At 73.3% G+C, this 26033-nt stretch carries 11 protein-coding genes; 5 read left to right on the top strand and 6 right to left on the bottom strand.

The annotated features are described in order from the left end of the window. Window positions 1-333: 333 nt before the first annotated feature. Complete coding sequence (locus tag ACZ61C_RS41610) at window positions 334-3168, top strand: PQQ-dependent sugar dehydrogenase (RefSeq protein ID WP_465313455.1); 2835 nt, start codon at window positions 334-336, stop codon at window positions 3166-3168. Window positions 3169-3552: 384 nt separating this feature from the next. Further along, window positions 3553-5043, top strand: a complete 1491-nt coding sequence (locus ACZ61C_RS41605) for a serine hydrolase domain-containing protein (RefSeq protein WP_465313454.1) — start codon at window positions 3553-3555, stop codon at window positions 5041-5043. A gap of 305 nt (window positions 5044-5348) precedes the next feature. Here ACZ61C_RS41605 and ACZ61C_RS41600 read toward each other — a convergent pair whose 3' ends face one another. From ACZ61C_RS41600 to ACZ61C_RS41580, 5 genes are all read right to left on the bottom strand, one after another. Continuing rightward, complete coding sequence (locus tag ACZ61C_RS41600) at window positions 5349-6560, bottom strand: cytochrome P450 family protein (RefSeq protein WP_465313453.1); 1212 nt, start codon at window positions 6558-6560, stop codon at window positions 5349-5351. A gap of 1 nt (window position 6561) precedes the next feature. Next, a complete protein-coding gene (locus tag ACZ61C_RS41595) occupies window positions 6562-7434 on the bottom strand; it encodes a TauD/TfdA dioxygenase family protein (protein WP_465313452.1) in 873 nt (290 codons plus the stop codon). Between the two features lie 24 nt (window positions 7435-7458). Then, entirely contained in the window at window positions 7459-15942 is an 8484-nt protein-coding gene (locus ACZ61C_RS41590; protein WP_465313451.1) for an amino acid adenylation domain-containing protein, read from the bottom strand. After that, on the bottom strand, window positions 15939-19715 hold the full coding sequence (locus ACZ61C_RS41585; protein ID WP_465313450.1) for a non-ribosomal peptide synthetase: 3777 nt from the start codon (window positions 19713-19715) through the stop codon (window positions 15939-15941). The genes ACZ61C_RS41590 and ACZ61C_RS41585 overlap by 4 nt, the downstream gene beginning before the upstream one ends. Window positions 19716-19850: 135 nt before the next feature. Beyond that, window positions 19851-20555, bottom strand: a complete 705-nt coding sequence (locus ACZ61C_RS41580) for a glycosyltransferase family protein (RefSeq protein ID WP_465313449.1) — start codon at window positions 20553-20555, stop codon at window positions 19851-19853. A gap of 94 nt (window positions 20556-20649) precedes the next feature. Here ACZ61C_RS41580 and ACZ61C_RS41575 point away from each other — a divergent pair, with 94 nt between their 5' ends. After that, complete coding sequence (locus ACZ61C_RS41575) at window positions 20650-21843, top strand: glycosyltransferase (protein WP_465313448.1); 1194 nt, start codon at window positions 20650-20652, stop codon at window positions 21841-21843. Window positions 21844-21847: 4 nt separating this feature from the next. Here the strand turns inward: ACZ61C_RS41575 and ACZ61C_RS41570 are convergent, their stop codons facing one another. Then, entirely contained in the window at window positions 21848-23491 is a 1644-nt protein-coding gene (locus tag ACZ61C_RS41570; RefSeq protein WP_465313447.1) for a beta-1,3-glucanase family protein, read from the bottom strand. A gap of 467 nt (window positions 23492-23958) precedes the next feature. Between ACZ61C_RS41570 and ACZ61C_RS41565 the strand changes: the two genes are divergently transcribed. Continuing rightward, the gene (locus ACZ61C_RS41565; protein ID WP_465313446.1) at window positions 23959-24759 is read left to right on the top strand and encodes an endo alpha-1,4 polygalactosaminidase; all 801 of its coding nucleotides are present in this window, start codon (window positions 23959-23961) and stop codon (window positions 24757-24759) included. Then, a complete protein-coding gene (locus tag ACZ61C_RS41560; protein ID WP_465313445.1) occupies window positions 24759-26027 on the top strand; it encodes an ABC transporter substrate-binding protein in 1269 nt (422 codons plus the stop codon). Before ACZ61C_RS41565 ends, ACZ61C_RS41560 begins: the two co-directional genes overlap by 1 nt. The last annotated feature ends 6 nt before the right edge of the window (window positions 26028-26033 follow it).

Here is a 26033-nt window from a genome sequence, read left to right as displayed (position 1 = left end):
GCGTCGGCTGGGTCGGGACCGGGCGCGCCGGAGCCGCGCCGGCCGAGTCGGCCGGGTCGGGACCGGGCGCGCCGGAGCCGCGTCGGTCGGGTCGGGGAGCGGGCGCATCGGAACGCTCCGGTCCCGGCTCGGCCGATGCAGCTCCGCCGCACTCCGACCCCAAGCCAGGCCGCCGCGACCTGGCCCGCCTCCACCGAAACACGGGGTGTGGCGCCCGACCAGCGTGGCGGTTTCCGGCCCACTGCCCCATTAGTCACAACGGTAAATATGCCCGATCAGGTGCAACCGGACTACCCATTCAGGCGATAAACGACCGCCTGGAAGGGGGCCGGTATGACTTTGGGAAGGCTCAGAGCGCTAAGACACACTGTGGTGGCAGCCCTGCTGACCGGGGCGTTACTGCCCGTCATGTCCACCGGGGTCGCGGACGCGGCTCTTCCGCAGGGATTCGTGCTGAGGGACACCGACACGGGGCTGGGGCAGTACCAGTTGACCGACTTCGGGTACCTGCCGGACCAGTCCGTCGTCGCCACGGCGAAGGACGGGCGGGTCCAGTGGGTCCCGGCCACCGGGACGCCGCGGACGCTCGCGACGCTGCCGACCCGCGTAATCGGTGACCTCGGCCTGGTCGGCGTCGCCGTCGCGCCGGACTATGCGACGTCGCGCAGCGTCTACCTGACGCGGTCGCTCGACGTCGGCGGCGGTTTTGTCATGCGGCTGTCGCGGTTCACCGTGACCGTGGACGCGGCGGGCGCGCCGACCGGGCTGACCGGCGAGCAGTCGCTGTTCGAGGTGCCGGGCATCCACAACGTCCACGGCATCAACGGCGTCATCGCCGCCGCGGACGGCACCTTGTGGACGTCCATCGGCGACAATGGCGACTTCACGCAGGTCGACCCGGGCGCGCTGCGGGCACAGGACGTCAACCAGCCCTACGGCAAGATCCTCCACTTCACCCCCGACGGCAAGGGGGTGCCGGGGAACCCGTACTACGACGCCGCGAACCCCTCGTCGACGGCGAGCAAGGTATACGCGCGCGGCTTCCGCAACCCGTTCCGGTTCAGCATCGACCCGAACCTGGGCCTGCCGGTCGCCGGTGACGTCGGCTGGAACACCTGGGAAGAGGTCGACGTCGTGCAGCGCGGCGGCAACCAGGGTTGGCCGTGCTGGGAGGGCAACCACGCGACGCCGGGGTACACCAGCCTCGCGGGGTGTGCCGGCGTGGCGAACCAGCCGCCGATCTTCGAGTACCTGCACGGCACCGGGGCGATGCAGGGCAACAGCGTCACCGGCGGCATCGTCTACAACGGATCGAGCTACCCGGCCGCCTACCGCGGGTCGTACTTCTTCGGCGACTACGTGACGCACAAGATCTGGACGATGAGGTACGACGACCAGGGCAAGCTCACGCAGGCCCCGCAGAACCCGCCGCCCTTCACCGACATCGGTGGTCCGACCAAGTTCGCGGCCGCGGCCAACGGCGACATCGTCTACTCGGACATCCTGACCGGGAAGCTGCGGCGGCTGACGTACACGGCCGGCAACACCGCGCCGGTGGCGAGCGCGTCGTCGACCACCGACCCGGACACCCGCACGGTCTCCTTCGACGGCTCCGCGTCGGTCGACTACGACAACGACTTGCTGAAGTACGACTGGGACTTCGGTGACGGGAGCACCGCGGCCGACGCCGGCCCGAAGGTGAACCACACCTACGCGGCGGGCACCGAGTCGTTCACCGCGAAGCTCACGGTGCGCGACCCGCTGGGCGCCACCGGCACGACCACGGTCGTGGTGGCGCCGGGCAACCACAGCCCGGCGCTCACGGTGACCACGCCGGGGGACACCGCGACCTTCGCGGTGAACCAGCAGGTCGGTCTCAGCGGCACCGCGACCGACGTCGAAGACGGCGCCTTGTCGATCACGTGGACCACCGCGGTCCGGCATTGCCCGAGCGAAGCGACCTGTCACTCGCACCCGGGTGTCGGCGGCACCGGGTCGAGCTTCGCGCAGCCGTTCACCGACCACCCGGACTCCCGGATGGAGTTCACCGCGACGGTGACCGACAGCGCGGGTGTGGTCACGTCGAAGACCTACGTGGCCCGGCCGCGTGAGCACCGGATCACCCTGGTCGGCACGCAGCCCGCGGCGCTGAGCATCCCGGTGGAGGGAGGGGTCAGCTCCGCCATGGTCACCGAAGGCGCCACGTTCGACGTCGAGGCCGCGCCGCTGGGCACCGACGGTGTCTCGAAGTTCACCGGCTGGCAGGGCGGTCCGACGAGCACCACGTGGGTGGTCACCGTCGGCACGACCGACCTGACGCTGACGGCGAACTACGCGACGCCGATCGACCAGCGCTACGACGGCGACGCCGCGTTGCGGACCAAGCTGGGCGCGCCGACGGCGGCCGAGGTCACCGACGGCACGGTCCACTACCGCACGTACGTCAACGGCCGGTTGTACTGGAGTGCCGTCGGGGGCACGAAGTTCATCACCGGGCCGGTGCGGGACAAGTACCTCACCTTCGGTGGCCACGCCAAGCTGGGGCCGCCGACGACTGACACGGCGTCCACTCCGGACGGTGTGGCGCAGTACAGCCACTTCACCAACAACGGCAACATCGGGTCGATCTACTACACCGCGGCGACGGGTGCGCACGCGGTTTACGGTGAGATCCGGAAGCGGTGGGCGGCGCTGGACTACGAGCGCGGCCTGGGCTACCCGACGACGGACGAGGGCGGCACGCCGGACGGCGTCGGCCGGTACAACCACTTCATCAAGGGCGGCAACGTCGGGTCGATCTACTACACGGCCGGCACCGGCGCGCACGCGATCTTCGGTGAGATCCGGAAGCGGTGGGCGGCGCTGGACTACGAGCGCGGCCTGGGCTACCCGACGACGGACGAGGGCGGCACGCCGGACGGAGTGGGCCGGTACAACCACTTCCGGCTCGGCGCGTACGAGCACTCGATCTACTACACGGTGGCCACGGGTGCGCACGCGGTGAAGGGCGAAATCCGCAAGCGCTGGGCGGCGCTCGGGTGGGAGCGGTCCTACCTGCGCTACCCGACGACGGACGAGTACGTGACGGGAGGGGTGTACCGCAGCGACTTCCAGGGCGGTTACATCACCTACACCGTCGCGGGCGGGGCAGTCGACCGCCCTTGGTGACAGCTGAGTGAACGAAGGGCGGCCCGCCTCCGGAAGTTCGGGGGGCGGGCCGCCGTTTTCGCTCGAGCCAGCAGGCTGGGGGAGCACGACGGCCTTGTTACTGGGCGAAGGAGTCCGGTGGTTCGCCGGGAGCGTCGGGCGCCACCCGGTCCGGCGACGACCAGCCAGTCCGAGCCGGGGAGGGCGAGGCCGCTGTAGCGGTCGGCACCGAACACGTCGAAGACGGCGAACTGCGAGTGGTCCACCGGATTCGTGGCGGCGCACCCTCCTGTTTACATAACTCGAGAGCCGCCTCGCGGGACCCGGTGACACCCGACCTCCCCGCACCAGGGGATGATCTCCTGCCGAACGGGCACCCGTTCGTGGCACCCGGCGAGGAGAGGCATGCTCGACGACGTGATGGGGGCGCTCGACACCGTCCTGCCCCAGCTGGCCGCAGTCACCGGCACGCCCGGGGTGGCCGTCGCGGTGGTGACCGGCGCCGAGCTGCGGACCGCCGCGACCGGGTTCGCGGACCTCGGCGCCGGCACGCCGATGACCGGCGAGACGGTGGCGCCGGCCGGGTCGCTCACCAAGCCCGTCACGGGGCTGGCCTTCATGCAGCTCGTGGAGGCCGGCGCGCTCGGCCTCGACACGCCGATCGACCAGGTGCTGCCCGCGGGGCTGCGCGGGCAGGACCCGGCGCCCGTCACGGCGGCCATGCTGGCCGCCCACCAAGGTGGTTACTACGGCGACATCGTCACGGCCACGGCGCACGCGGCACCCGCCGAACCGGTCCTCGACTACGTCCGGCGCCGCCACGAAGCCGGGCGCGCCGTGGAGTACGGCGGGGCGCTGCCGCTGGTGACAAAACCGGGCCCCTACTCGTATTCCAGCTTCGGTGTCGGGGTGCTCGGCGGCGCCGTCGAGCACCTGACCGGCGAACCCTACGGCGCGCGCGTCCACGAGCACGTGTTCGCGCCCGCCGGGATGACCGCCACGAGCGTCGACGACGGCACGCGGAACCCGTGGGCGACCGGCGCGGCGGACCGGACCGGCGGGCGGGCGACCGGGTACATGGCGTTCGGTGACTGGTGCCTGCCGAGCCCGCCGCTGCGCACCTCCGCCTACCCGGGCGTCGGGATGCACACGAGCGTCGCGGACGCCGGGCGGCTGCTGCAGTCCTTGCTGCGCACCGCTCGCGGCGACCACGGTCTCGTCCGGGCGGAGTCGCTCGCGGCCATGGTGACACCGCGGGTCGCGCGCCCGAGCCACGGTGCCCGGTCGTACTCCGGCCTGACCCTCGAGCTCGCCGACCCGGAGCTGGGGCCGGACTGGTGGTGGGGGCACACCGCCGCGTTCCCGTGGGGCTTCTGGTGGGAGGCCCGGGTCTGGCCGCACCGCGACCTCGCCGCCGTCGCGGTCGGCAACCGGTGGGACATGGCCCGGTTCCACAACCCCGCCACCCGCAGCGCGCCGGGCCTGGCCGTCGAGTGGGCGGGCCGCTGGGCCGTGTCCGGCGTCCCGGAGAGCCTCCCGGACATGGACGGGCGGCCGCGGTGGACCGGGCCCCGGCCCACCGCGGAAACCTCGCGCTGGATGGGCGTTCTGGTGGGGGAGCGGACGCACGGGCTGCTCGGCGTCCTCGACCCGCTCCCGGTCACGGCGCTAGCTTCGGGGGCACGGTCGCTGGGCGGGGCCGACGTGCGTGGCTGGGACCCGGACGCGTTCGCGCGCGGGCTGGAGCAGGCGCGCGCGGTCGCCCCCGATCCGGACGCGCTCGGCGCGCTGGGCCGCGACCTCGGTCCCGCCGCGGCGCTGTGGATGCTCGAGTGCGGGGCGTCGAGCGCCGACTTGACGATGCCGGTCGGCGCGTTCGCCCGCGCGCCACGCTGAGCGCTCGTCACCCGCTGCCCGGCTGCCCGATGGCCGCGGCGTTCGACGCGGTCGGCGGGAAGTGGAAGCTGACCCTGCTCTACTGGCTCGCCCACGGTGAGTCCCACTCCGCCGCCGCGCCACGCCGATCACACCCAAGGTGCTCGCCGAACAGCTGCGCGAGCTCGAAGCCGACGGGCTCATCGAGCGCGTGGCGACCGGCCCGCGTCCTGTACCGGCTCACGCCCTACGGGACCACGGTCCTGCCGGTCGTCGAAGAGGTCCGGCTGTGGGGCGAAGCGCACCTGCGACGCGCCCGGCGCGGCTCAGCGGAGGCGGACCTCCAGGTCGACCCGGTGCCGCCCACGGGGCAGCGGCACCCACTTCGGCTCGGCCACCGGGGTCACCGCCGGGAAGCGGTCGAACAGGCTCCGCAGCGCCACCTCCGCCTCGACCTTCGCCAGGGCCACGCCCAGGCAGAAGTGCGGTCCCCAGCCGAAGCCGACGCCGCCCTCGCGGCCGCCGTGCCGGGCCTGCCAGCGGACGTTCGCCGTGTGCGGGTTGGCGAACTGCGCCGGGTCGCGGTTGGCCGCGCCGAGCACCACCTGGACCGCGTCGCCCGCGCTGATCTGCACACCCGCCACCTCCAGATCCGTTGCCGCGTAACGGAGGCGGGCCAGCTGGACCGGGCCGTCGGTGCGGACCAGCTCGCGCACCGCCGCCGGCCACAGCTCCGGCTCCGCGCGCAGCAGCTCGCGCTGGGCCGGGTCGCGCATGAGCGCGAGTGCCGCGTTGGACAGCATGTGCGCCATCGTTTCGTGGCCCGCCAGCACCAGGAACACCACCAGCGCCACGGCGTCGACGTCGGTCAGGTCGTCCTGCGCGACGACCTCGCTGAGCAGATCTTCCCGCGGTTCGGCGCGGCGCCGGTCCACCAGCGCGTGGCAGTACGCGAACATCTCGCCCAGCGTCGGCGTGATCCGCGCCGGGTCGCCTTCGACCAGCACCTTGCCCCAGCGGTACCAGTCCGCCCAGTCCGCTTCGGGCACCCCGACCATTTCGCACACCACGGCCATCGCCAGCGGGTACGCGTAGTCGGCGAGCAGGTCCGCCGTCGCGCCGCCCAGGCCGTCGAGCAGGCCGTCGACGATCTCCTGCACCCGGGGACGCAACGCGGCGACCCGCGACGCGCTGAACGCGTGGCTGATGCTGCGACGCAGGCGGGTGTGCTCGGCGCCGTCGAGGCTGAGCAGGCTCGCGCGCAGGTACGGCAGGTGCTCCGGCGGCGTGCCGAGCGCGAGGAACGCCTCCTCCTGCGTCTGCGCGCCCTGACCCGGCAGGCCGGTGGGATCGTTGCGCACGGCGGGATCGGACAGCACCGCGCGGGCGGCGTCGCTGCCGGTCACCAGCCAGCCCTCACCGCCGCCGGGCAGCCGTGCCCAGCAGACCGGCGCCTCGGCGAGGACCCGGTCGTACCCGCACATCGGGTCGCCGAGGACGGCCGGGTCGGCCACGTCCACCACAGGTTCGGACGCCATGTCAGCCTTTCAGCGGTCCGCCGTTGATCGCGACGCGGTGGCCGAAGCGGGTGTGCGGGTAGTAGTCGTACGTCGCGTGGTGCTGGACGCAGCGGTTGTCCCAGAACACCAGTGTGTTCGGCTCCCAGCGCACGCGGCAGGCCAGCATCGGCCGGTTCGGCACCATCGAGAACAGCAGGTCGAGCACGGCCTGGCTCTCGTCGGCCGACAGCTGGGGGATGCGCGAGGTGTAGGCCGGGTTGACGTACAGCAGCGGCCGGTCGGTTTCCGGGTGCCGCACGACGATCGGGTGCTCACTGGACGGCGGCTCGTAGCCCTCCGGGATCTTGTGGCCGCGGAAGGCGTGCGCGCCGTCGTGGATCGCGGTCAGGCCCGCCAGCAGCTCCTTCAGCTTCGGCGACAGCATGTCGTACGCGAGGTGCATGTTCGCGAAGAGCGTGTCACCCCCGCTGCCGGGCTCGGGCATCCGCGTGATGTGGAGCATCGAGCCCAGGGACGGCTCGGCGTCGGCGGTGCCGTCGGCGTGCCAGCCGTTGCCGAAGACGTTGGCCGACTCCGGCGCGGTCGCGACCTCGAGGATGTACGGGTCACCGTGCTCGGGCGGCGGGTTCACCGGACGCAGCTCACCGAAGCTCGCGGCGAGGCGCTTGTGGTCCTCCACCGTGATGTCCTGGTCGCGGAACACCAGCACGTGGTGGTCGAGGAACGCCGTCTTCAGCTCGGTGAGCTGCTCGTCGGTGAGCTCCCGGGTCAGGTCGAGGCCGGTGACCTCGGCGCCGATGACCGGGGTCAGGCCCCGCACCGCCAACGTCCGGAAGTCGCGCGCCGGCCGCGTCGTGATCCGCTTGACGGCGTCGAGTTCGTACTGCTCCATGGTTTCCTTTCTTCCCTGTGGGTCTCACAGTCCGAGGGCCGCGGCCACGGCGGTGACGTGCGGCGCGCGCACGATGCCGTAGTGGGTGGTGGGCAGTGCGTGCCAGCGGCTCGGTTCGGGCAGCAGGGCGCGCCAGCCTTCGCGGTCGCCGACCGGCAGGCCGGGTTCGGGTTCGGTGGCGAGCCAGACATGGCTCGGTGTCGCGGCCAGGCGCGGCAGCTCGTGGCCGGCCATGCTGCGCAGGTTGGCCCGGCACGCGCGGGCGAGCCGCCGCGCGTGCTCGCCGGCGGTGCCGCTCGAAGCGCCCAGCTCACGCTCGAACACCGCTTCCAGCTGCGTGTCGCTGTAGTCCGCGGCGCTCGCGCCGGGCGGCGGCGGGTCGATGAGGTGCAGGGCGCGCACCGGCTGCCCGGCCGTCTCGGCTTCGGCGGCCATGCCGGTTGCGACCCAGGCGCCGAACGACCACCCGGCCAGCTGCCAGGTGCGGCCGGGGAAACGCTTCTGCAGCGCCGCGTGGTAGCGACGGGCCCGGTCCGCGATCGGCCAGCCGGGCGGTTCCGGTCGGCTCAACGCCGGGTCGGCGATCACACAGACGCCGAGCTCGGGGTCCAGGGCCTCGACGAGCGGGCGGTACGCGTGGACGTCCCCGCCGACCGGGTGCACGAGGCACACGACGTCCGTTTTGGTCCCCTCGCGCCAGACCTGCACCACCACTTCGCCGGTGTCGCCGGCTTCGGAGAGCTTCGCGAGCAACGCCGTCATCGTCACCTCGGGCCCGAGCCAGGCGAGGTCGAGGTCGACGCCGTAGAGCCGTTTCACGGAGTCGATGACGTCCAGCAGGGTCAGGGAGTCGGCGCCGAGGTCGTACAGCGGCACGTCCGGGTCGAGTTCGGCGACGCCCAGCAGGGCGCGGACTTCCTCGGTCAGGTCGGCTTCCGCCGGTTTGGCCGTGATCTCCCGCTCGTGGAACCCGCGAGCCGTGTCGAGGCCGGTCGTCGCGACGAGGAGCTGCGGGAGGCCCGTGGTCAAGGCGCGGGCGAACGTGCGGCGGCCTTCTTCGTCGCTCAGGCCGACCGCGAGGTGCGCCTGGTGCCGCGTGTCGGTTTCCAGTGCGGTGACGGCCATCCCGGTGTCACGCCAGACGTCCCAGCCGATCGAGAGGCGGGCGGTGGGGCCGTCGCGGTGGGCGAGGGCGTCGAGGAACCCGTTGGCGGCGGCGTAGTCCAGCTGGCCGGTGCCGCCGAACCGCGCCGACAGCGACGAGCAGTAGACGGCGAACGCGGGCCGGTGGCGTTCGATGAGCTGTTCCACGAGCAGGGCGCCTGCGAGCTTGACGTTCTGCGTGCCTTCGCCGCGGGTGGCGATCAGGCTGCCGGCCGGAGCGCCGGCCGCGTGGACGATCCCGGCGAGGGGCTCGCCGAGCGCGGCGTCGACCTCGTCGGCGGTGATCGTCGTGACGTCGGCGGCGAGGAGGCCGACGCGGTCCGCCCAGGGTTTGAGCGCTTCGGGCAGGAAGGGGTTGCGCGCCAGCAGGACCACTCGGCCGGTGGTGCGAGTCAGGAGCTCTTCGGCGACGGCGGTGCCGATGCCGCCGGTGCCGCCGAGGACGAGGTGGGTGCCGTCGCCGTGGCCGGGTTCGCCGGGGGTGACCGGCGTGCTTTCCTCCGTCCACCAGAAACCGGCCCGGAGCGCGACCCGGTCCGGCGGGGGCGGGCCGGTGAGGAGGTCGGCGAGCCCGTCCAGGCTGGGGTCGGGCAGGTCGACCCAGTGGCCGGGCAGCCCGCTCTCCTGCGGGCCGACGGCCGTGATCCCGGCGAGCAGCCCGGCTTCGGGGCGCGTGACGGCGGTGTTGGCGGGAGCCGCGCCGCTCGAGATCCACCAAGTCCTGAGTGGACGGTCGTGGGCGGCTCGCACCAGGGCGGCTGGGGTGTCGAGGCAGGCCCAGGTCGCCTGGGCGAGGGAATCTTCGCCGAGGGGGCCGGTGATGGTGAGGGGGAGGGTGTGGAGCCAGTCGATGCCGGTGTCCGGCAGGGCGGCCAGGACCTGACGGAGGTCCGCGACGTCGGCCGGGTCGGCTTCGAAGGTGTCGGGTCCGAGGCGCGCGAACGCCGCCGCGGCGTGGACCCGGACGACGCGCGGGTAGGCGGCGTCGAGCGCGGGGGCGGTCAGCGGGCCTTCACCGGAGATGACGAGGACGCGGTCGGTCTTGGCTGCGGTGGTGGCGCGGCGGAGACGGACCCAGGTGGGCTGGTGGAGCCAGTCGCTTTCGGGCAGCCGCGAGGCGGTGGCTCGCCGCGGGAAGTCGAAGTCGCGGACGGCGAAGGCGGGCGGCGGGAAGTCCCACGGCGCGGACGCGGAGGAACGGCCCCAGTCGACGGCCGCCCCGGCCACCCAGGCAGCGGCCAGCTCGGCCGCGCCCGAGGCGAGCCCCGAGCTTTCACGTGAAAGCTCGACACCGAGAGCGGAGCTTTCACGTGAAAGCTCGGAGTCGGGCACCTCCAGGGGCTCGGCGGTGCGCAGCCAAGCCACCGCCGCGGTCGCGTCCTCGAAGACCGCCGCCATGCGCCAGCGGGCCTCCGGGCGGCCGGACTGCAGGTGGCGGAGAACGTCCACATACGACTCCGGGTGTGCGGTCAGGTAGTCCGCCACGCGGGCCGCCGTCAACCGGAGCGCGGACGCACTGCGTGCGGAAAGCACCAGGCACCGCACCGGTTCGGGCGCCGGAACCGCCGCCGGGCGGACCGACTCCAGCACGACGTGGGCGTTCGTCCCGCCGATGCCGAAGCTGCTCACCCCGGCCACCCGCGGGCCCGCGGGCCACGGCTCCGCCCGCGTCGGCACGCGGAACGGCCCCAGGTCCAACGCCGGGTTCGGCGCCCGGAAGTCCACCGTCGGCGGAAGCACGCCGTGGTGGAGGGCGAGGGTCGCGCGGATCAGGCCCACCACCCCCGCCGCCGCGCCGAGGTGGCCGATCTGGCTCTTCACCGACGACAACACGCAGCCCGTCGACTCCGGCATCGCCTCGCGCAGCGCCGCCACCTCGATCGGGTCGCCGAGGCGGGTGCCGGTTCCGTGCGTCTCCACGTACCCGACGTCGGCGCCGGAACGCCCGGCTCGCCGAAGCGCGGCTTGGACGGCCGCGCGCTGCCCAGCCGGAGACGGCGCGCTGTAGCCCTGCTTCACCGCGCCGTCGTTGGTCAGCGCCGAGCCCGTGATCACCGAGTACACCGTGTCGCCGTCGCGGCGGGCCGCCGACAGCGGCTTCAGCACCACCACACCGACGCCGCTCCCGCCGACGGTGCCGTCCGCGTCGTCACTGAACGGCCGGCAGTGCCCGTCCGCCGAGAAGATGTGCTGCGGCCGGTACCGGTACCCCTCGGCCAGGGTGACGTCGACGAGCACGCCGCCCGCCAGCATGACCTCCGCCTCGCCGCCGCGCAGCATCCCCGCCGCCTGGTGGACGGCGACGAGCGAGCTCGAACACGCCGTCTGCGTCGTCAGCGCCGGGCCGGTCAGATCCAGGTGGTAGGCGACCTTCGTGGCCAGGAAGTCCTTCTCGTGGTGCAAAGCGAGCTGGAAACCGTCCGGCAGCGCGCCCGGGTCGGCCGAGCGCAGCATCTCCTGGAAGTACGTGTTCTCCCCGCACCCCGCGATGAGCCCGACCCGGTCGGTCCGGGTGACCCCGGCGTGGGCCAGTGCTTCGACACACGCCATCAGCAGCTGCCGCTGCTGCGGGTCCATCAGCGCCGCGTCCCGGTGGCTGATCCCGAAGTGCTCCGGGTCGAACTCCAGCGGCCCGTCCAGCAGGCTGCTCGCGCCGACCAGGCCGTCGGCGGCCGGGAACTCCTGGATGCCCCGGCGGCCGGCGACGACCAGGTCCCAGAACGCCGCCAGGTCCGGTGCGCCGGGCAGCCGCACCGCCATCCCGACCACGGCCACCGGCTCGTCGGCCGCGGCCTCGGAAACGACCCGGGCCGGAGCCGGGCCGGTTTCGAGGTGCCGGGTCAGGTCCCGCAGCGTGACGTGCTCGAAGAGGTCGGCCGCGGTGAACCGGTACCCGGCTTCCGCGCAGCGCAAGTGGAACCGCATCAACGAAAGGCTGGTGGCGCCCGCGGCGAAGAACGTCTCGTCCGGCCCGATCGACGCGCCCGTCACCTCCTCGAACAACGCCGCCAGCTCGCTCGACGGCGGCGAGTCCCGGCGCAGATCCGTGCCCGGCGCCAGAGACGCGGCGTCCCGGTCGAGCTTTCCGCTGGGTGTGCGCGGCAGAGCGTCGACAACGCGGAAACGGTCCACTCTCGCGTGCGGTGGCAGCAGCGGCGCCAGATGATCCGCGAGCTCCGAAGCGGACGGCGTCCGGCGGCACTCCAGGAACGCGGCCAGCCGGTCGCCCTCGGGCACGACCACCGCGTTGACGACGTCCGCGTGCCGCAGCAGCGCGGCTTCGACCTGCCCGAGCTCGAGGCGGTACCCGCTGAGCTTGACCTGCCGGTCGGCCCGGCCGTCGAAGTGCAGCAGCCCGGCGCGGTCGAAGTGCGCGAGGTCGCCGCTGCGGTAGTACAGCTCCGGCAGCTCGGCGAACTTCTCCCCAGCCGCGTCGCCGAGGTAACACCGGTTCGCCGCGAGACCGCCGATGAGCAGCTCGCCGACCTGTCCCGGCGGCAGCGGCGCGCCCGAGGCGTCGGCGACCCGCAGCACCGCGTTCGCCACCGGACGCCCGATCGCGGGCCGCTCGGGCCATTCCGCCGGGTCGCCGTCGAGGGTCAACGCGCTCACGACGTGGGTCTCGGTCGGGCCGTAGTGGTTGTGCAGCCGCGCGCCGGGCAACCCGGCGAACCAGCGGCGGATCGCCGGGGTGCACACCAGCTGCTCGCCGGCGGTGACGACGTCCCGCAGCCGCGACGGGAACCGCCCGAGCCGGACGCCGTGCTCGGCCAGCAGCTGCAAGGCGACGTACGGCAGGAAGATCCGTTCGATCCCGGCGATGTCCAGCTGGGCCAGCAACGCCGGGACGTCGTGCCGCCACTCCGGACGGACCAGGTGCAGCCGCCCGCCGCCGCAGAGGGTCGTGAAGATCTCCTGGAACGACACGTCGAACGACAGCATCGAGAACTGCTGCGTCACCGCGGGCGGCGCGTCCTGCCACTGCAGCAGGTTGGCCAGCGTGCGGTCCGGGACGCGCACCCCCTTCGGCACCCCGGTCGAGCCCGAGGTGAACAGCGTGTAGAGCGGCCGGCCCGCGTGCCGGGCCGGGACCTCCGGGACCGGCCCGTCGGTGAGCGTGACGAACCGCCGCTCGACGTCGGTCTCGAAGTCCTCACCCGGGGCGAGCAGGACGCAGCGCGGCCGGACCTGGCCGAGCACGTCCCGCAGCAACGCCGGCGGGTACGCGGGATCCAGCGGCACGGCGGTGATGTTCAGCCGGGCGAGGGCGAGCAGCGCGACGACGTGTTCGGCCGACGGCCGCAGGTACAGCGCGATGTCGGTGGCGTCCGCGGGCAGGGTCGCGGCCAGCCGGGCCGCGTGGGCGTCCAGCTCGGCGTAGGTCAGCGTGGTCTCGCCGGTCAAAGCCGGGGCGTCGGGTGTCCGCGCCACCTGACGAGCGAAGCCTTCCGCCACGGTCTCCCACGTCAGCGCCGCCGTGGCGCCGCGGCCGTGGTCGCGGTGGTCCGGTGTCTGCGCGTCGCCGTGCAAGGCGCGGTCGAAGACGTCGCCGAGAGCGGTGATTTCGGCTTCGGTGAAGTGGCCTTCGCCGTACTCCCACAGGCAGTCGAAGCCGTCGGGCCGTTCGACGACCGAAAGCGTGAGCGCGCACTTCGCCTCGGCCGCCTCGATCCACTGTGGACTGACCGAGCAGCCCGGCAGCCGCAGCGCGCCGAAGTCGGTGTTCTCCAGGACGAACAGGTAGTCGAACGCCGCGTACCCGGGATCGAGGTCGGCGAAGGCGACGTCCTGGCCGTCCAGTGCCGCGCCGGACGCTTCGCCGAGCCGGCGGAGCTGGGAACCCAGGTCTTCGTCCGGATCCACCGTCAGCGGCAGCCGGACGGTGTTGGCGAACATCCCGACGCTGTCTTCGAACTCCCGCACCGGCCGGTTCGCCACCGGCGCGGCGATCCGCGGCCGGGTCCGCCCGGTCACGGCGTAAAGGCTCCAGGCGAACACGCCGAGCAGGAGCTGGAACCGGGTCAGGCCCAGCTCACCGGCCCATGCGTCGACCCGCTCGTGGTCGATCCGGGTCGTGTGCAGCCGCCCGGTCAGGGACGCTTCGCCGAGTGGCTCGGCGTCGTCGGCCCGGTCGGTCAGCCGGTCGCGGTAGCCGGGGGAGGCGAACCAGCGGGACTGCCAGGCGGCGAAGTCGAGTGGGGTGTGCGCTTCCGGTCGTGGCGGTTCGCCGGACAGCTCGCGGAACAGGATGTTGAGCGACCAGCCGTCGACCGCGATGTGGTGCAGGCACAGCAGAAGCGTGCCCTCGGGCCGCCAGGCCGCGCGCAGCAGCCGGCCGGAAGCGAGGTCGAACGGCGCGGTGAAGAAGTCGTCGGAAGGCGCGGTCCACGGGTCGTACGCCGGGTTCGGCGCCTGGCGCAGGCCGTCGGGAGTCGCCTCGAACGCGGTCCGCAGCGCCGGGTGCCGTGCCACGAGTGCCCGGACGTCGCGGCGCAACGCCTCGACATCGGGTGCGCCGCTGATCTCGAAAGCCAGCGGCACGTGGTACGCCGTGGCGGCCGGATTCCGTTGCTGCAGCAGCCAAAGCCGCTGCTGTTCGCTGGTGGCCGGGGCCGTCGTCGCCGTCGTCGGCGGTCCCACCGGCGGATACACCACGCGCCCGGCCGAGGAGACGGCGGCGGCGAGCTCGGCGAAGTTCCCGCGCTGCACCACCGAAGGCGGGAGGTCCGCGCCCCAGCGTTCCCGGATCGCGAACCGCAGCCGCAACGCCTTGAGCGAGTCGCCGCCCGACCGCAGCCACGTGTCGCCGGGACGAAGATCCGGGACGCCGAGGACGTCCGCCACGACGTCCAGGACTTCGTGTTCCCACGCCGTCGCGTCGCCGCCGGTGTCCGGTCGCCACGGCGGGAACCCGCCGGCCAGCAGCGCGGCTTCGTCGACCTTCCCGTTCGCGTTCCGAGGCAGCTCGCCGAGGCGGAAGACGTGGTGCGGCCGCATGTAGACCGGCACGGTTTCGCTCAGATGAGCGTCGAACGCGTCGAAGGTCAGGTCACCCGCCACGACGAACGCGAGCAGCTCGGCGGTGGCCGCGCGGCGCACGGCGACGTGGGCCTGCCGGATCGCGGGGTGCGCGAGCAGGCGCTGCTCCAGTTCACCCGGCTCGATCCGGAACCCGCGGACCTTCACCTGCCGGTCGGTCCGCCCGGCGTAGGCGTACCGCCCGCCCGGCAGCACCCGCACCAGGTCGCCGGTCCGGTAGAACCGCGCGCGGCCGTCGTCGAACCACGGCAGCCGGACGAACCGCTGCCCGGTCTCCGCCGGTAGACCGCGATAACCGAGCGCGACGCCGGCGCCGGAGAGGTACAGCTCGGCGATCTCGCCCTCGGCGGCGACCCGCTCGTCCGGCGTCACGGCGACCGCGCCGGTGCCGGGCAGCGGCCGGCCGATCGGCACTACATCCCCGTCGAAGCCCCGCGGGATGGCGTAGCTGAGCGCGAACGTCGTCGTTTCTGTTGGCCCGTAACCGTTCTGCAGCCGGGTCGGCGAGTCCGGGTTGGCCCGGTACCAGCGGCGGATCAGGGGCGCGTTGAGCTGCTCACCGCCGATGACGACCCGGCGCACGGTCGCGAAGCTGCCCGGCACGGTCTCCGCGACGGCGTTGAACAGCGTCGCGGTCACGAACATCGTGTCGACGCGTTCGCGGACCAGCGCGTCGGCGAACGCCCGCGGGTCCCGCACGGTCTCGTCGTCGAGGATCACGCAGGTGCCGCCGGTCAGCAGCGGCACCCACACCTCGAAGCTGATCGCGTCGAACGCCGGGTTGGCCAGGCAGGCGAACCGGCTGCCCGCGTCCAGCCAGCCGGGTTCGGCGAGCCGCAGGACACCCGCGTCCCGCACCTCGACGCCCTTGGGCCGCCCGGTCGTGCCCGAGGTGTAGAAGAGGAACGACGCCGGCGCGGGCTCGGCGGGCAGGCCGGGGGAAGCGGGCGTGGCCAGGAGTTCGGCCGGGGTGACACCGGGCAGCTCGTCGCTGACGACGGCGGCCGCGCCCGCGTCGGCGAGGATGACGTCACGGCGCGCGGGCGGGCTCTGCCTGTCCAGCGGCACGACCTGCGCGCCCAGGCGCAGCACGCCCAGCATGACCTGGACCAGCTCCGCCGAGCGCGGCAGGCCGACGGCGACCGCGTCACCCGGGCCGACCCCGAGGCGCGACAACGACTCAGCGACGGCCGCGGCGCCGGCGTTCAGCTCCGCGTAGGTGAGCCGCCGCGAGCCGTCGGACACGGCTACGGCGTCCGGGTGCCGCAGGGCCCGGTCGTGGACGCGGCGGGCGAGCGACGTCATCGGGCCGCCAGCTCGGCCGTGATCACCTTGGCGACCAGCGGCAGCGCGTCGCTCTCGAGCATGTCCCAGTGCCCGCAGCCGGCGGGGACGACCTCGAACTCCCCGCGGACGCGGCGGCGCCAGAACTCCGCGGTGCCGGGGATCGTGTCCTCGCCGACGGCCTGCACGAAGACCACCCGCGCGGCCGACTCGCCGGGGTCGTGCTCGCGCGCGGTCAGCCGGTTGTGGTTGTACGTGCGGTGGTAACGCTCGATCTGCGCGTCCTCGATGCCCGGGTACATCCCGTTGAACCGCACCAGCTTCTCGCGGAACTCGGCCGCCGGCACCGGCTCGATCGCCGCCTTCGCGGCCGGGTCGTCGGTGGCGGTGGTGTCGAGCAGGACAACGCTGACGCGCGGGTGGTGCCCGGCCAGCCGTCGTCCCATCTCGTAGGCGACCAGGCCGCCGTAGGAGAGTCCACAGAGGACCAAAGTCTCGCCGGGCCGCGGGTCGACGAGCCGCAGGTACTCCTCGGCCATCGCCTCGACGCTCGGCAGCAGCTCTTCGCCGGGGTTCAGCCCGGGCGACTGGATCCCGGCCACGCCGGCGTCCTCGGGCAGCTCGGCGCTGAGCGGCAGGTAGCAGAACGCCGTCCCGCCGGCCGGGTGCACGCAGACGACGCGGGCCTGACCGGCGCCGCGGCGGAACTCGATCAGGCTGCCGCCGTCCGGCGGGGTTTCCGCACGCAGCAGCGCGGCCTGCGCCTCGATGGTCGGGTGCACGAGGACGTCGCGGATCGGCAGCTCACGGCCGAACTCCGCGCCGATCGCGTGGGCCAGCTTGATCGCCGAGATGGACGTGCCGCCGACGTCGAAGAAGTCGTCGGAGACGCCGATCGCGGGGTGCAGCAACAGGGTCCGCCAGATCCGGAGCAGCGCCAGCTCGACGTGGTCGCGCGGAGCGGCGGTGTTGACCGCGGCGGGCGCCGAAGCCCGGGCGTGCGCCAGGACGGCGTCGCGGTCGAGCTTGCCGCTGCGGTTCAGCGGCAGCCGGCCGAACTCGGCGAACACCGACGGGATCATGTAGTCCGGCAGCCGGCCGGCCAGCGCGGCCCGCCACTCGTGCGGGGTCCGGGCGCCGCCCACGACCCCGGCGACCAGCCGGGGGTCGCCTTCGCGGTCCACCAGCACGGCGGCCTCGCGGACGCCGGGGACGGCCAGCAGCGCGGCCGTCACCTCGCCGGGCTCGATGCGGAACCCGCGCAGCTTGATCTGGTCGTCGCGGCGGCCCGCGTACTCGGCTTCGCCTCCCGCGAGCCAGCGGGCCAGGTCGCCGGTGCGGTACATGCGCTCACCGGGGACGAACGGGTCCGCCACGAACCGCTCGGCGGTCAGCCCCGGCCGGTGCAGGTAGCCGCGGGCCAGGCAGTCACCGGCCAGGAAGACCTCACCCGCGACCCCCGGCGGCACCGGCCGCAGCCGCTCGTCCAGGAGGTACATCCGCGAGCCGGGCAGCGGCCGGCCGATCGGCGCCGGGCGCTCCAGCGGCCGCGGGTCGAAGTGGGCGGTGGCGTAGAGCGTGGCTTCCGTCGGCCCGTACCCGAAGCAGATCCGCAGCCCGGGCACCGCTTCGGCGAACCGCGCGAGCGCGGCCTCCGACAGGGGTTCGACGCCGGTGAGGACCTGCCGCAGCGCGAGCCCGGCGACCCGGTCGGGGTCTTCGTCGATCCAGCGGACGTACGCGGGCGGCAGGAACGCCTGCACCACCCGGTGTTCGCGCAGCCACGCCATCAACGCCGCGGGGTCGGCCCGGACGTCCTCGGGCACGACGTGCAGGACCGCGCCGGTCGTCAGGGGGAGCAGCAGTTCGTGCACCGAGGCGTCGAAGCCGATGCTCGACCACGCCGACGTCGCTTCGCCGGGCGTCGCACCGAAGCGGTCGAGCCACTGGTCGAAGAGGGCGAGGACGCTGTGGTGCGTCACCGCCACACCTTTGGGACGCCCGGTCGAGCCCGAGGTGTAGATGACGTAGGCCGTCTCCCGCGGGCCGGTGGTCACCGGGGTCCGGGTCTCGTCGCCTTCGGCTTCCAGAGCCGGGACGTCGTCACCCAGGACCAGCACCGGGCGCGCGTCCTCGAGCATCGCCGCTCGCCGGGCTTCCGGCTGGGCCGGGTCGAGCGGGAGGTAGGCGGCGCCGGTCTTCAGCACGCCCAGCACGGCGACCACCAGCTCCACCGACCGTCCACTGAGGACGGCCACGACCTCGCCCGGCCCGGCCCCGCGAGCCCGCAGGGCGTTCGCCAGCTTCGTGGTGCGGCGGTCCAGCTCGCCGTAGGTGAGGGTCCGGCCGTCGCAGACGAGCGCGGGGACGTCCGGCGTCGTGTCGGCGTGGCCGGTGAACCGGTCGACCAGCCCGCCGGGCCGCCGGTTCGGCCGGGGGCCGGTGCTCCAGGCGGTGAGGATCTCGTCGCGCTCGGCGTCGTCGAGGAGCTCGTAGCTCGTGACATCCGCGTCCGGCCGGGTGGCCAGCTGGTCGAGCAGCCGGACGAGGTACCGGGCGTAGCGCTGCGCGGTGGTGTCGTCGAAGAGGGCGACGGCGTAGTCGAGGTGCCCGGCGACGTCGCCGTGTTCGTCGGCCAGGCCGAGCGCGAGGTCGAACTTCGCGGGCGCGTGCTCGACGTCGACCGAGGTGACGGCCACGCCCGGCAGCTCCAGCAGGTCGTGCATCGTCGGCACCCAGGCGAACATCGTCTGGAACAGCGGGGTGTGCGCCGGGCTGCGCGGCGGGTTGACCAGCTCGACGACCCGCTCGAAGGGCAGGTCGACGTGGTCGAGCGCGCCGCGCAGGGAAGCGCGGACCTGCCGGAGCAGGCCGGCGCCGGTGGGGGAGCCGCCCAGCTCGGCGCGCACGGCGATCGTGTTGACGAAGAAGCCGAGGGTGGCGGGGTGGTCGCCCCCGCCGCCGCCCCGGTTGGCGGTGGGGACGCCGACAACGATGTCAGTTTGGGCGGAAAGCCGGGAGAGCAGCAGGAACCAGCAGGTCAGGATGGCGGAGTAGAGCGTGCCGCCGTGCTCGCGCGCCACCGCCTTCACCCGGGCGGTGAGCTCCGGCCCGAGCGCGAGCGGCACCCGGCCGCCGCGGTGGTCCTGCCGCGCCGGGCGCGGCCGGTCGGCGGGCAGCTCCAGCACCGGCGGGACGCCGTCGAGGCGGTCCCGCCAGTACGCCTCGTGCGGCGCCGGGCCGGGGCCGGCGAGCCAGTCCTGCTGGGCCTGGGCGTGCTCGCGGTAGGGCCGCGTTTCCGGCAGGGAAGCCGGTTCACCGCTCATCTGAGCGGCGTAGAGGATCCCGAGCTCACGCAGCATCAGCGTGCGCGACCAGCCGTCGAAGACCGTGTGGTGGACGGTGATCAGCAGGACGTGGTGCTCGGCGCCGTCGGCCAGCAGCCGCGCCCGGCCGAGCGGCGCGCGGGTCAGGTCGAACGGCTCGAACGGGTCGGTGCGCCGCAGCTCGGCCGCCCGCTCCGGCCGCCCGGTCACGTCGGTGACGGTGACCGGGAAGCCGTGGCCGGCGGGTTCGACGATTTGCCAGGGCCGGCCGTCCTCGACGGCGAACCGGGTGCGCAGGGCTTCGTGGCGGTCGGCGAGAGCTTCGAACGCGCGGCGCAGCGCGTCGCGGTCCAGTGGGCCCCGCAAGGTGAACGCCATGGCCTCGTTGTAGGCCGGGCCGGCGCCGTCCAGCTGGGAGACGGCCCAAAGGCGCTGCTGACCGGACGACAGCGGTGCGGTCACCTGCATCGAGGACGGCCTTTCCGGGCAGGGCGGGCAGCCGAGGTCGGGGAAACGCTCTCTGTCTGTCCGGACAGTTAACACCACACCTTCGGGTGATCACGAGTCGTGGCGCAAGTCTGCCCTTAAGTTCGTGCCGGAGCGTCAGCCCGCGACTGTGTTGTAGTTCACGATCCGCTCCACCATCAGCGCGGTCGCGCCGGCCAGCGGGCTGTCCGCGTCCCGGCGGGCCACGTCGGGCAGCCGGTGCGCCTCCTCCGCGGTGACCGCGACCATGCCCCAACACGCGTTGAAGCCCGACGGGTCCGCCGGCTTCTCGGCGGCCGCCGCGACGGTCGCGGCGTCGCCTTCCCCGCTGACGGTGAGCGCGCCCGTCAGCCGCAGGGCGTCGGGATCGCGCTCCTCGGTGGCCACCACGCTCCAGCCGGTCTCCTTGGCCCGCTCCACCGCGGTGCCGAGGCTACCGGTGCTGCCCGCGCCGCTGACAACGATGTCAGGGAGCACGAGGGCCACCGGTCCCGCCGTCATCGGCAAGGCCGACCGGATCGCGCCGTCGAGCCCGGCCTGCAGCGATTCGTCCTGGTAGACGAAGACGATCTGGAAGGTCTGGGCGTACCGCTCGAGGTAGCGGACGGTGTCGAGCTTGTGCGTCCGGAACACGACGACCAGGCGCACGTCGAGCCCGTTTTCGGCCAGTTCGACGGCGGGCGCCAGGCTGCGGTCCAGCACCGTGACGCCGGGGGTCAGGCAGTGCAGCTCCTTCGAGTAGGGCGCTTCGAAACGCGTCGCGAATCCGGCGCACGGCAAGACGATCGAGACATCGGGGGTGGTCACGGACGAACTGCGCATCGAGGACTCTCTCCGTGAGTGGGATCGGGAACCGGGCGGGAGCGCCGTACACTCCTGCCGCACCGTAAGGGAAGATCGGCGGAAGTGGGGCGGAATGCGGGTGCTGCTGGCCACGTACGGGACCCGGGGCGACGTGGAACCGCTGGTGGCGCTGGCGGTCCGGCTCCAGGAGCTGGGTGTCGAGACGCGGATGTGCACCCCGCCGGACGAGGAGTTCGCCGAGCGGCTGACCGGTCTCGGGATCGAGCCGGTGCCGGTCGGGCTGTCGATGCGGGCGTTGATGAGCGGGGAGCAACCGCCGTCGGCGGCCGAGCTGTCCCGCTACCGCAACGCCGTCGTCGAGGCCCAGTTCGAGGCGTACCCGAAAGCGGCCGACGGCTGTGCCGCGCTGGTGGCGGCCGGGCTGGCGCAGGTCGGCGCGCGGTCGGTGGCCGAAGCTTCGGGCATCCCGTACTTCTACGCGACCTACGCGGCGGTCAACCTGCCCTCGCCCCACCACGCGCCGCCGCCGCGGCCGGGCTGGCCGGAGCCGGAGGCCACCGGCAACTGGGCGTTGTGGGAGCGCGACGCCGGCCACGCGAACACGCAGTTCCGCGAAGCGCTCAACGGCCACCGTGCGGCGCTCGGCCTGCCGCCGGTGGACAACGTCCGCGACCACGTCTACAGCGACCGGCCGTGGCTCGCCGCCGACCCGGTCCTGGGGCCGTGGCCGGAGACCCCGGGGCTCGACGTGGTCCAGACCGGCGCCTGGTACCTGCCGGACGACCGCCCGCTCCCGGCCGACCTGGAGAGCTTCCTGGCCGCGGGCCCGCCGCCGGTCTACGTCGGCTTCGGCAGCATCCCGCCGGCGCCGGGCATCGTTTCCCGGGCCGTCGAAGCGATCCGCGCGCTGGGGCACCGCGTGCTCGTCTCCCGTGGCTGGGCGGACCTCGACGTACCCGACTGCTTCGCCATCGGCGAGGTCAACCACCAGCGGCTGTTCGGTCAGGTCGCCGCCGTGGTGCACCACGGCGGCGCGGGCACCGCGCAGACGGCAGCCCGGGCGGGCGTGCCGCAGCTGGTCGTCCCGCTGCCGATCGCGGACACCCCGTACTGGGCCGCCCGGGTGGGGGAGGCGCGGGTCGGCGTGAACCTCGACGGCGCGACCGCCGGCGCCGAGTCGCTGACGGCCGCGCTCGAAACGGTCCTGGGCCCGGAAACCCGGGCGCGGGCCACGGCCTTGGCCGCCCGGATGCGCACCGACGGCGCGGCCGTGGCCGCCCGCCGGCTGTTCGACACCGTGGGGTGAGCGGTCACCGGGTGAAGGTGAACCAGTTGATGTTGACGAAGTCCGCGGAGCCGCCCCCGAACGTCAGGTAGAGGTCGTGCACCCCGGTCGCCGCGCCGACGACGTTGGCCGGGACCGTCTGCCACTGCTGCCACCCGCCGTTGTTGGCGAAGTCGATCTCGGCGACGACCGGCCCGCTCACGCTGTCCAGGCGGGCGAGGATCGCGCCGCTCACCCCGGCGGCCGCGCCGGAGGCCAGGCGGGCGACGAACTGGCGTGGTGAGCTCGAGCCGAAGTCGACACCGGAGTACTTCAGCCAGTCCCCACCGGCGATCCAGCCGACGTCGACGCCGCCGCCGGTGTCGCCGCACGCCTCGTTCTGCGTGCCGCTCTGCGCGGTGTAGGACTCCGCCTGGATCGTGGTGTACGCGCCCACGCCTCCGCCCGGCGGCGGTGTGGTGCCGCCGCCCGCGCCCGGGCCGAGGGCGACGGTCCAGGACGTCGGCGCCGGGTCCTGCAGGTGGCCGTCGACCGGCTGGGCGCCGGTCGGGCCGACGTCGTCGTACGGGAAGGCGTAGCCGATCGACGCGTGCTGGTGGACCAGGCGGGCGTAGTGGTTCGTCGTCGCGTCTTGGTAGTACTGCGAAGGGGCCACGCCGTCGGGCTGGTTGTTGCCGCCGCCGACCAGCAGGCTGCTGCGGTTGAGCGCGGCGGCCAGCCGCGCGGCGACGGCCCCGCGCGCGTCCGCGCCGGAGTTGTACAGCGGCCCGCTCGCGCAACCGAAGATGTCCACCGCGCTGGGTTTCGTGAACGGGACGCCGTTGGTGTTGAGGCCCGCGAACACGATCGTGTCCCCGCTGACCGTGCCGGTGTAGGAGCCGATGGCGCCCTGGCCGTTGACCGTCAGCGGCGTCGAGCGGTAGTGGTCCCAGACCGCGTTGAGGTAGTTGTTCCAGTAACCCCCGAAGTCGACGGGGGAGTGGCCGGGGGCGAGCAGCCGCACGACTTTCCCGGACGCGTCGGTGACGACCAGCCGGTCCCACGGCGCGCCGTCGGTCGAGTGCTGGGCGCGCAGCCCGTCGGCGATGGCGGCGAGCGCGCCGTCCGGCAGCGGGCTGACCGACTGCGCGCCGGCCGCGCCCGTGGTGGCCATGGACACCGGCAGCGCGACCATGTCGACGTAGCTGATGTTCGCGTAGAGGTTCGCGCTGTTGTAGGTGAACTCGCAGAAGGTCCAGTTCGTCTGCCAGTTCGGGTCCGAGCTGGTGAAGCCGGGCTGCACCAGTCCGGGCCCGGGGTTGACGAAGAACTGGATCTTCTTGTCCGCCGAGAACCAGACGCGGCCGCCGATGATGTAGTCGTTCAGCATCACCGTGACCTGGGATCCCGAGCCGCTCAAGGGAATCGCGTAGTCGGGGATCGGCGTCACCGGCGAGGAGGGGTTGGACAGCCGCTGGAACCGGCCGTCGGCGGTGACGAAGCCGGGCCACCCCGAGGTGTCGGCGCCGCTGACGTAGGCGTACACGGTGCCGTTGCCGGAGTTGTTCTTCAGGGTCAGCGGCAGCGCGGCGGCGGCCCGCGCCCGCGGCGCGGCGAGGGCGGACCAAAGCGGTGTGCCGGCCGCGGCGGCCACGAGCCCCGCGGTGACGAAGGTACGCCTGGAAAGCACTGGCACCTCCTGGGAAGGGGCGGATGCCATGTGGTCCAGACCCTTTATCCGCCGGTGGCCGAACGGTAGGTACGCGCCCCGGCGCGGTCAACGCCCGGCGGGCCGGGTCGGGTACGAACGTCCCTCGAACCTGCCCTTTCGGCGCAGCGGGGCGCGGCCGTCGGCGTCCGGACATCCCGGCGGTGGGCGAGCTCGGCTTGCCGCCCCCGTCACCACGTGCAGCGACCCGAGGCAGGCCGTCCGCCGTGCTCGCGAGTGCGTGATCATCGCTCCAAGCGATCAGCATCGAGCACTTGACATGCGCGGACTTGCTGGTTTTACTTCTCGGCACGTCGGCGTGGTTCTGTCCCGGCGTGAGAGGTACGCCCAGCCGGTATGTCGGCCGCCGCCGCGAGCCCGGACTGAGTCGCCAGGACGTGCACGGCGTCCGAGGCGGGGTCGTGCCCACCATCATCCGGAGACCGATGATGCCCTTCTCCCGCACCCGGTTCCTCACCGTCGCCGCGTGCTCGGCCGCGATCCTCGGCGGCAGCGCGTGCTCGGCCGCCGCCGCGCCGGCCGCGGCCCCTGTGCCCCCGCCGGTCAAGGCGGGCTTCGACTACCAGATCGGCGGCGCCTACACCCCGGCCGCCGACGTCAAGGTCGTCAGCCGCGATCACACCGCCCAGCCCGCCGCCGGGCTCTACAACATCTGCTACGTCAACGCTTTCCAGGCCCAGCCCGGCGCCGAGGGGGAGTGGAACGACCTCCTGCTGCGCGACGCCGGCGGCAAGGTGGTCGTCGACGAAGACTGGGGTGAGGCCCTGCTCGACCTCCGGACCGCGGACAAGCGCACCCGCGTCGCCGCGAAGGTCGACACCTGGGTCGACGACTGCGCGGCCAAGGGCTACCAGGCGATCGAGCCCGACAACTACGACAGTTTCACGCGCTCGAAAGGACTTCTGTCCGACAGCAACGCCCAGGCCTACATCCGCCTGCTCTCCGCGCACGCCCACGAAAAGGGCCTGGCGATCGCGCAGAAGAACACCTCCGAGCTGGCCGGCCGGCGCCAGGCGAACGGGCTCGACTTCGCCATCGCCGAAGAGTGCGGGCAGCAGAAGAACTGCGGTGAGTTCACGCCCGCGTTCGGCGACCACGTGATCGTCATCGAGTACACCGACAGCGGGCTCAAGACCGCCTGCAGCCGGTGGAGCTCGCTGAGCATCGTCCGCCGCGACCTCGACGTCGTCCCGAAGGGCGAGTCCGGCTACGTCCGCAAGACCTGCTGATGGACCGGCGGAGCTTCCTCCGCGGGGTCGGCGGCCTCACCCTCGGCACGGCGGTGGCCGGGTGCGGCGCGGCCACGACGGGCGACGGCGGTCCGGTGACGGTCGAGGTCTGGCACGGCCAGACCGACACCGGCAAGAAGGTCCTCGACACGCTCGTCGCGGACTTCCACCGGACGCACCCCGGCATCCGGATCGACCTGGGCGGCGGTGTCCTCGCCGACGCGATGCTGCAGAAGATCACCGCGGCGCTCGCGTCGGGGTCGTTCCCGGACATCGCCTACGTCTTCGGTTCGGACCTCGCCAGCGTGGCGCGCAGCCCGAGCGTCGTCGACGTCACCGGTCTCGTCGACGCGGGCCCCGGCTTCTGGGCGCCGGCTCGGGAGGCGGTCACGGTCAACGGCCGCGCCCGCGCCGTCCCGGCGCTGCTCGACTCGCTGGCCGTGGTGTGTAACAAGACGTTGTTCGACCAGGCCGGGATCCCGCTGCCCGCCGCGGGCTGGACATGGGCCGACTTCGTCGCCGTGGCCGCGAAGCTCACCGACCCGCGCAACGGCACCTTCGGCACCGCGTGGCCCGCCACCGGCGACGAGGACACCGTGTGGCGGCTGTGGCCGATGGTGTGGGACCTCGGCGGTGACGTCATCGGCGCCGGCGGGCGCGGCATCGGGTTCGCAGGCCAGGGTGTGCGCGCGCTCGAAGTCGTCCGCGACCTCGCCGCGGCGAAGTCCGTCTACCTCGACCCGAAGACCGGCAGCGAGCAGATGTACCAGGCCTTCGAAGCCGGCCACATCGGCATGGTCCCGACCGGGCCGTGGCAGCTGCCCGACATCACCGACGCCGGGATCGACTACGCGGTCGTGCCGCTGCCCAGCTTCAGCGGCCGCCCGGTGACGATCTCCGGCCCGGACACCTGGACGCTCTTCGACAACGGCGAAGCCCGGGTCGACGCGGCGCGGACCTTCCTGTCCTGGCTGGCGGACCCGGCCCAGGACGTCCGCTGGGACGACGGCGCGGGCAGCCTCCCGCTGAGCCGCCGGACGCAGCAGCTGCCCGCGTGGCAAGCGAAAACCGCCGAAACGCCGGGCTTGCCGGTGTTCGTCGACGCGCTGGACCACGCCCGTGTCCGCCCGGTGCACCCGGCCTACCCGCAGGTGTCGGCGGCGCTGGGCACCGCGATCGTCGCCGTGCTGCTCGGCCAGGCGTCCCCGGCCGACGCGCTGCGCGACTGCGCCGCGGCCGCGAACGCCGCCCTGATCATTCCGCGATAGGGAGCC

The sequence above is a fragment of the Amycolatopsis sp. NPDC104587 genome (assembly GCF_055583645.1).
Note: the sequence above shows the minus strand (reverse complement) of the source record. Positions and strands in the feature narration are given on the sequence as shown.

Excerpts from the sequence above, each read along its gene's own strand:
- ACZ61C_RS41610 (WP_465313455.1), top strand. The coding sequence starts at position 334 with ATGACTTTGGGAAGGCTCAGAGCGCTAAGACACACTGTGGTGGCAGCC.
- ACZ61C_RS41605 (WP_465313454.1), top strand. The coding sequence starts at position 3,553 with ATGCTCGACGACGTGATGGGGGCGCTCGACACCGTCCTGCCCCAGCTG.
- ACZ61C_RS41600 (WP_465313453.1), bottom strand. The coding sequence starts at position 6,560 with ATGGCGTCCGAACCTGTGGTGGACGTGGCCGACCCGGCCGTCCTCGGC.
- ACZ61C_RS41595 (WP_465313452.1), bottom strand. The coding sequence starts at position 7,434 with ATGGAGCAGTACGAACTCGACGCCGTCAAGCGGATCACGACGCGGCCG.
- ACZ61C_RS41590 (WP_465313451.1), bottom strand. The coding sequence starts at position 15,942 with ATGACGTCGCTCGCCCGCCGCGTCCACGACCGGGCCCTGCGGCACCCG.
- ACZ61C_RS41585 (WP_465313450.1), bottom strand. The coding sequence starts at position 19,715 with ATGCAGGTGACCGCACCGCTGTCGTCCGGTCAGCAGCGCCTTTGGGCC.
- ACZ61C_RS41580 (WP_465313449.1), bottom strand. The coding sequence starts at position 20,555 with ATGCGCAGTTCGTCCGTGACCACCCCCGATGTCTCGATCGTCTTGCCG.
- ACZ61C_RS41575 (WP_465313448.1), top strand. The coding sequence starts at position 20,650 with ATGCGGGTGCTGCTGGCCACGTACGGGACCCGGGGCGACGTGGAACCG.
- ACZ61C_RS41565 (WP_465313446.1), top strand. The coding sequence starts at position 23,959 with ATGCCCTTCTCCCGCACCCGGTTCCTCACCGTCGCCGCGTGCTCGGCC.
- ACZ61C_RS41560 (WP_465313445.1), top strand. The coding sequence starts at position 24,759 with ATGGACCGGCGGAGCTTCCTCCGCGGGGTCGGCGGCCTCACCCTCGGC.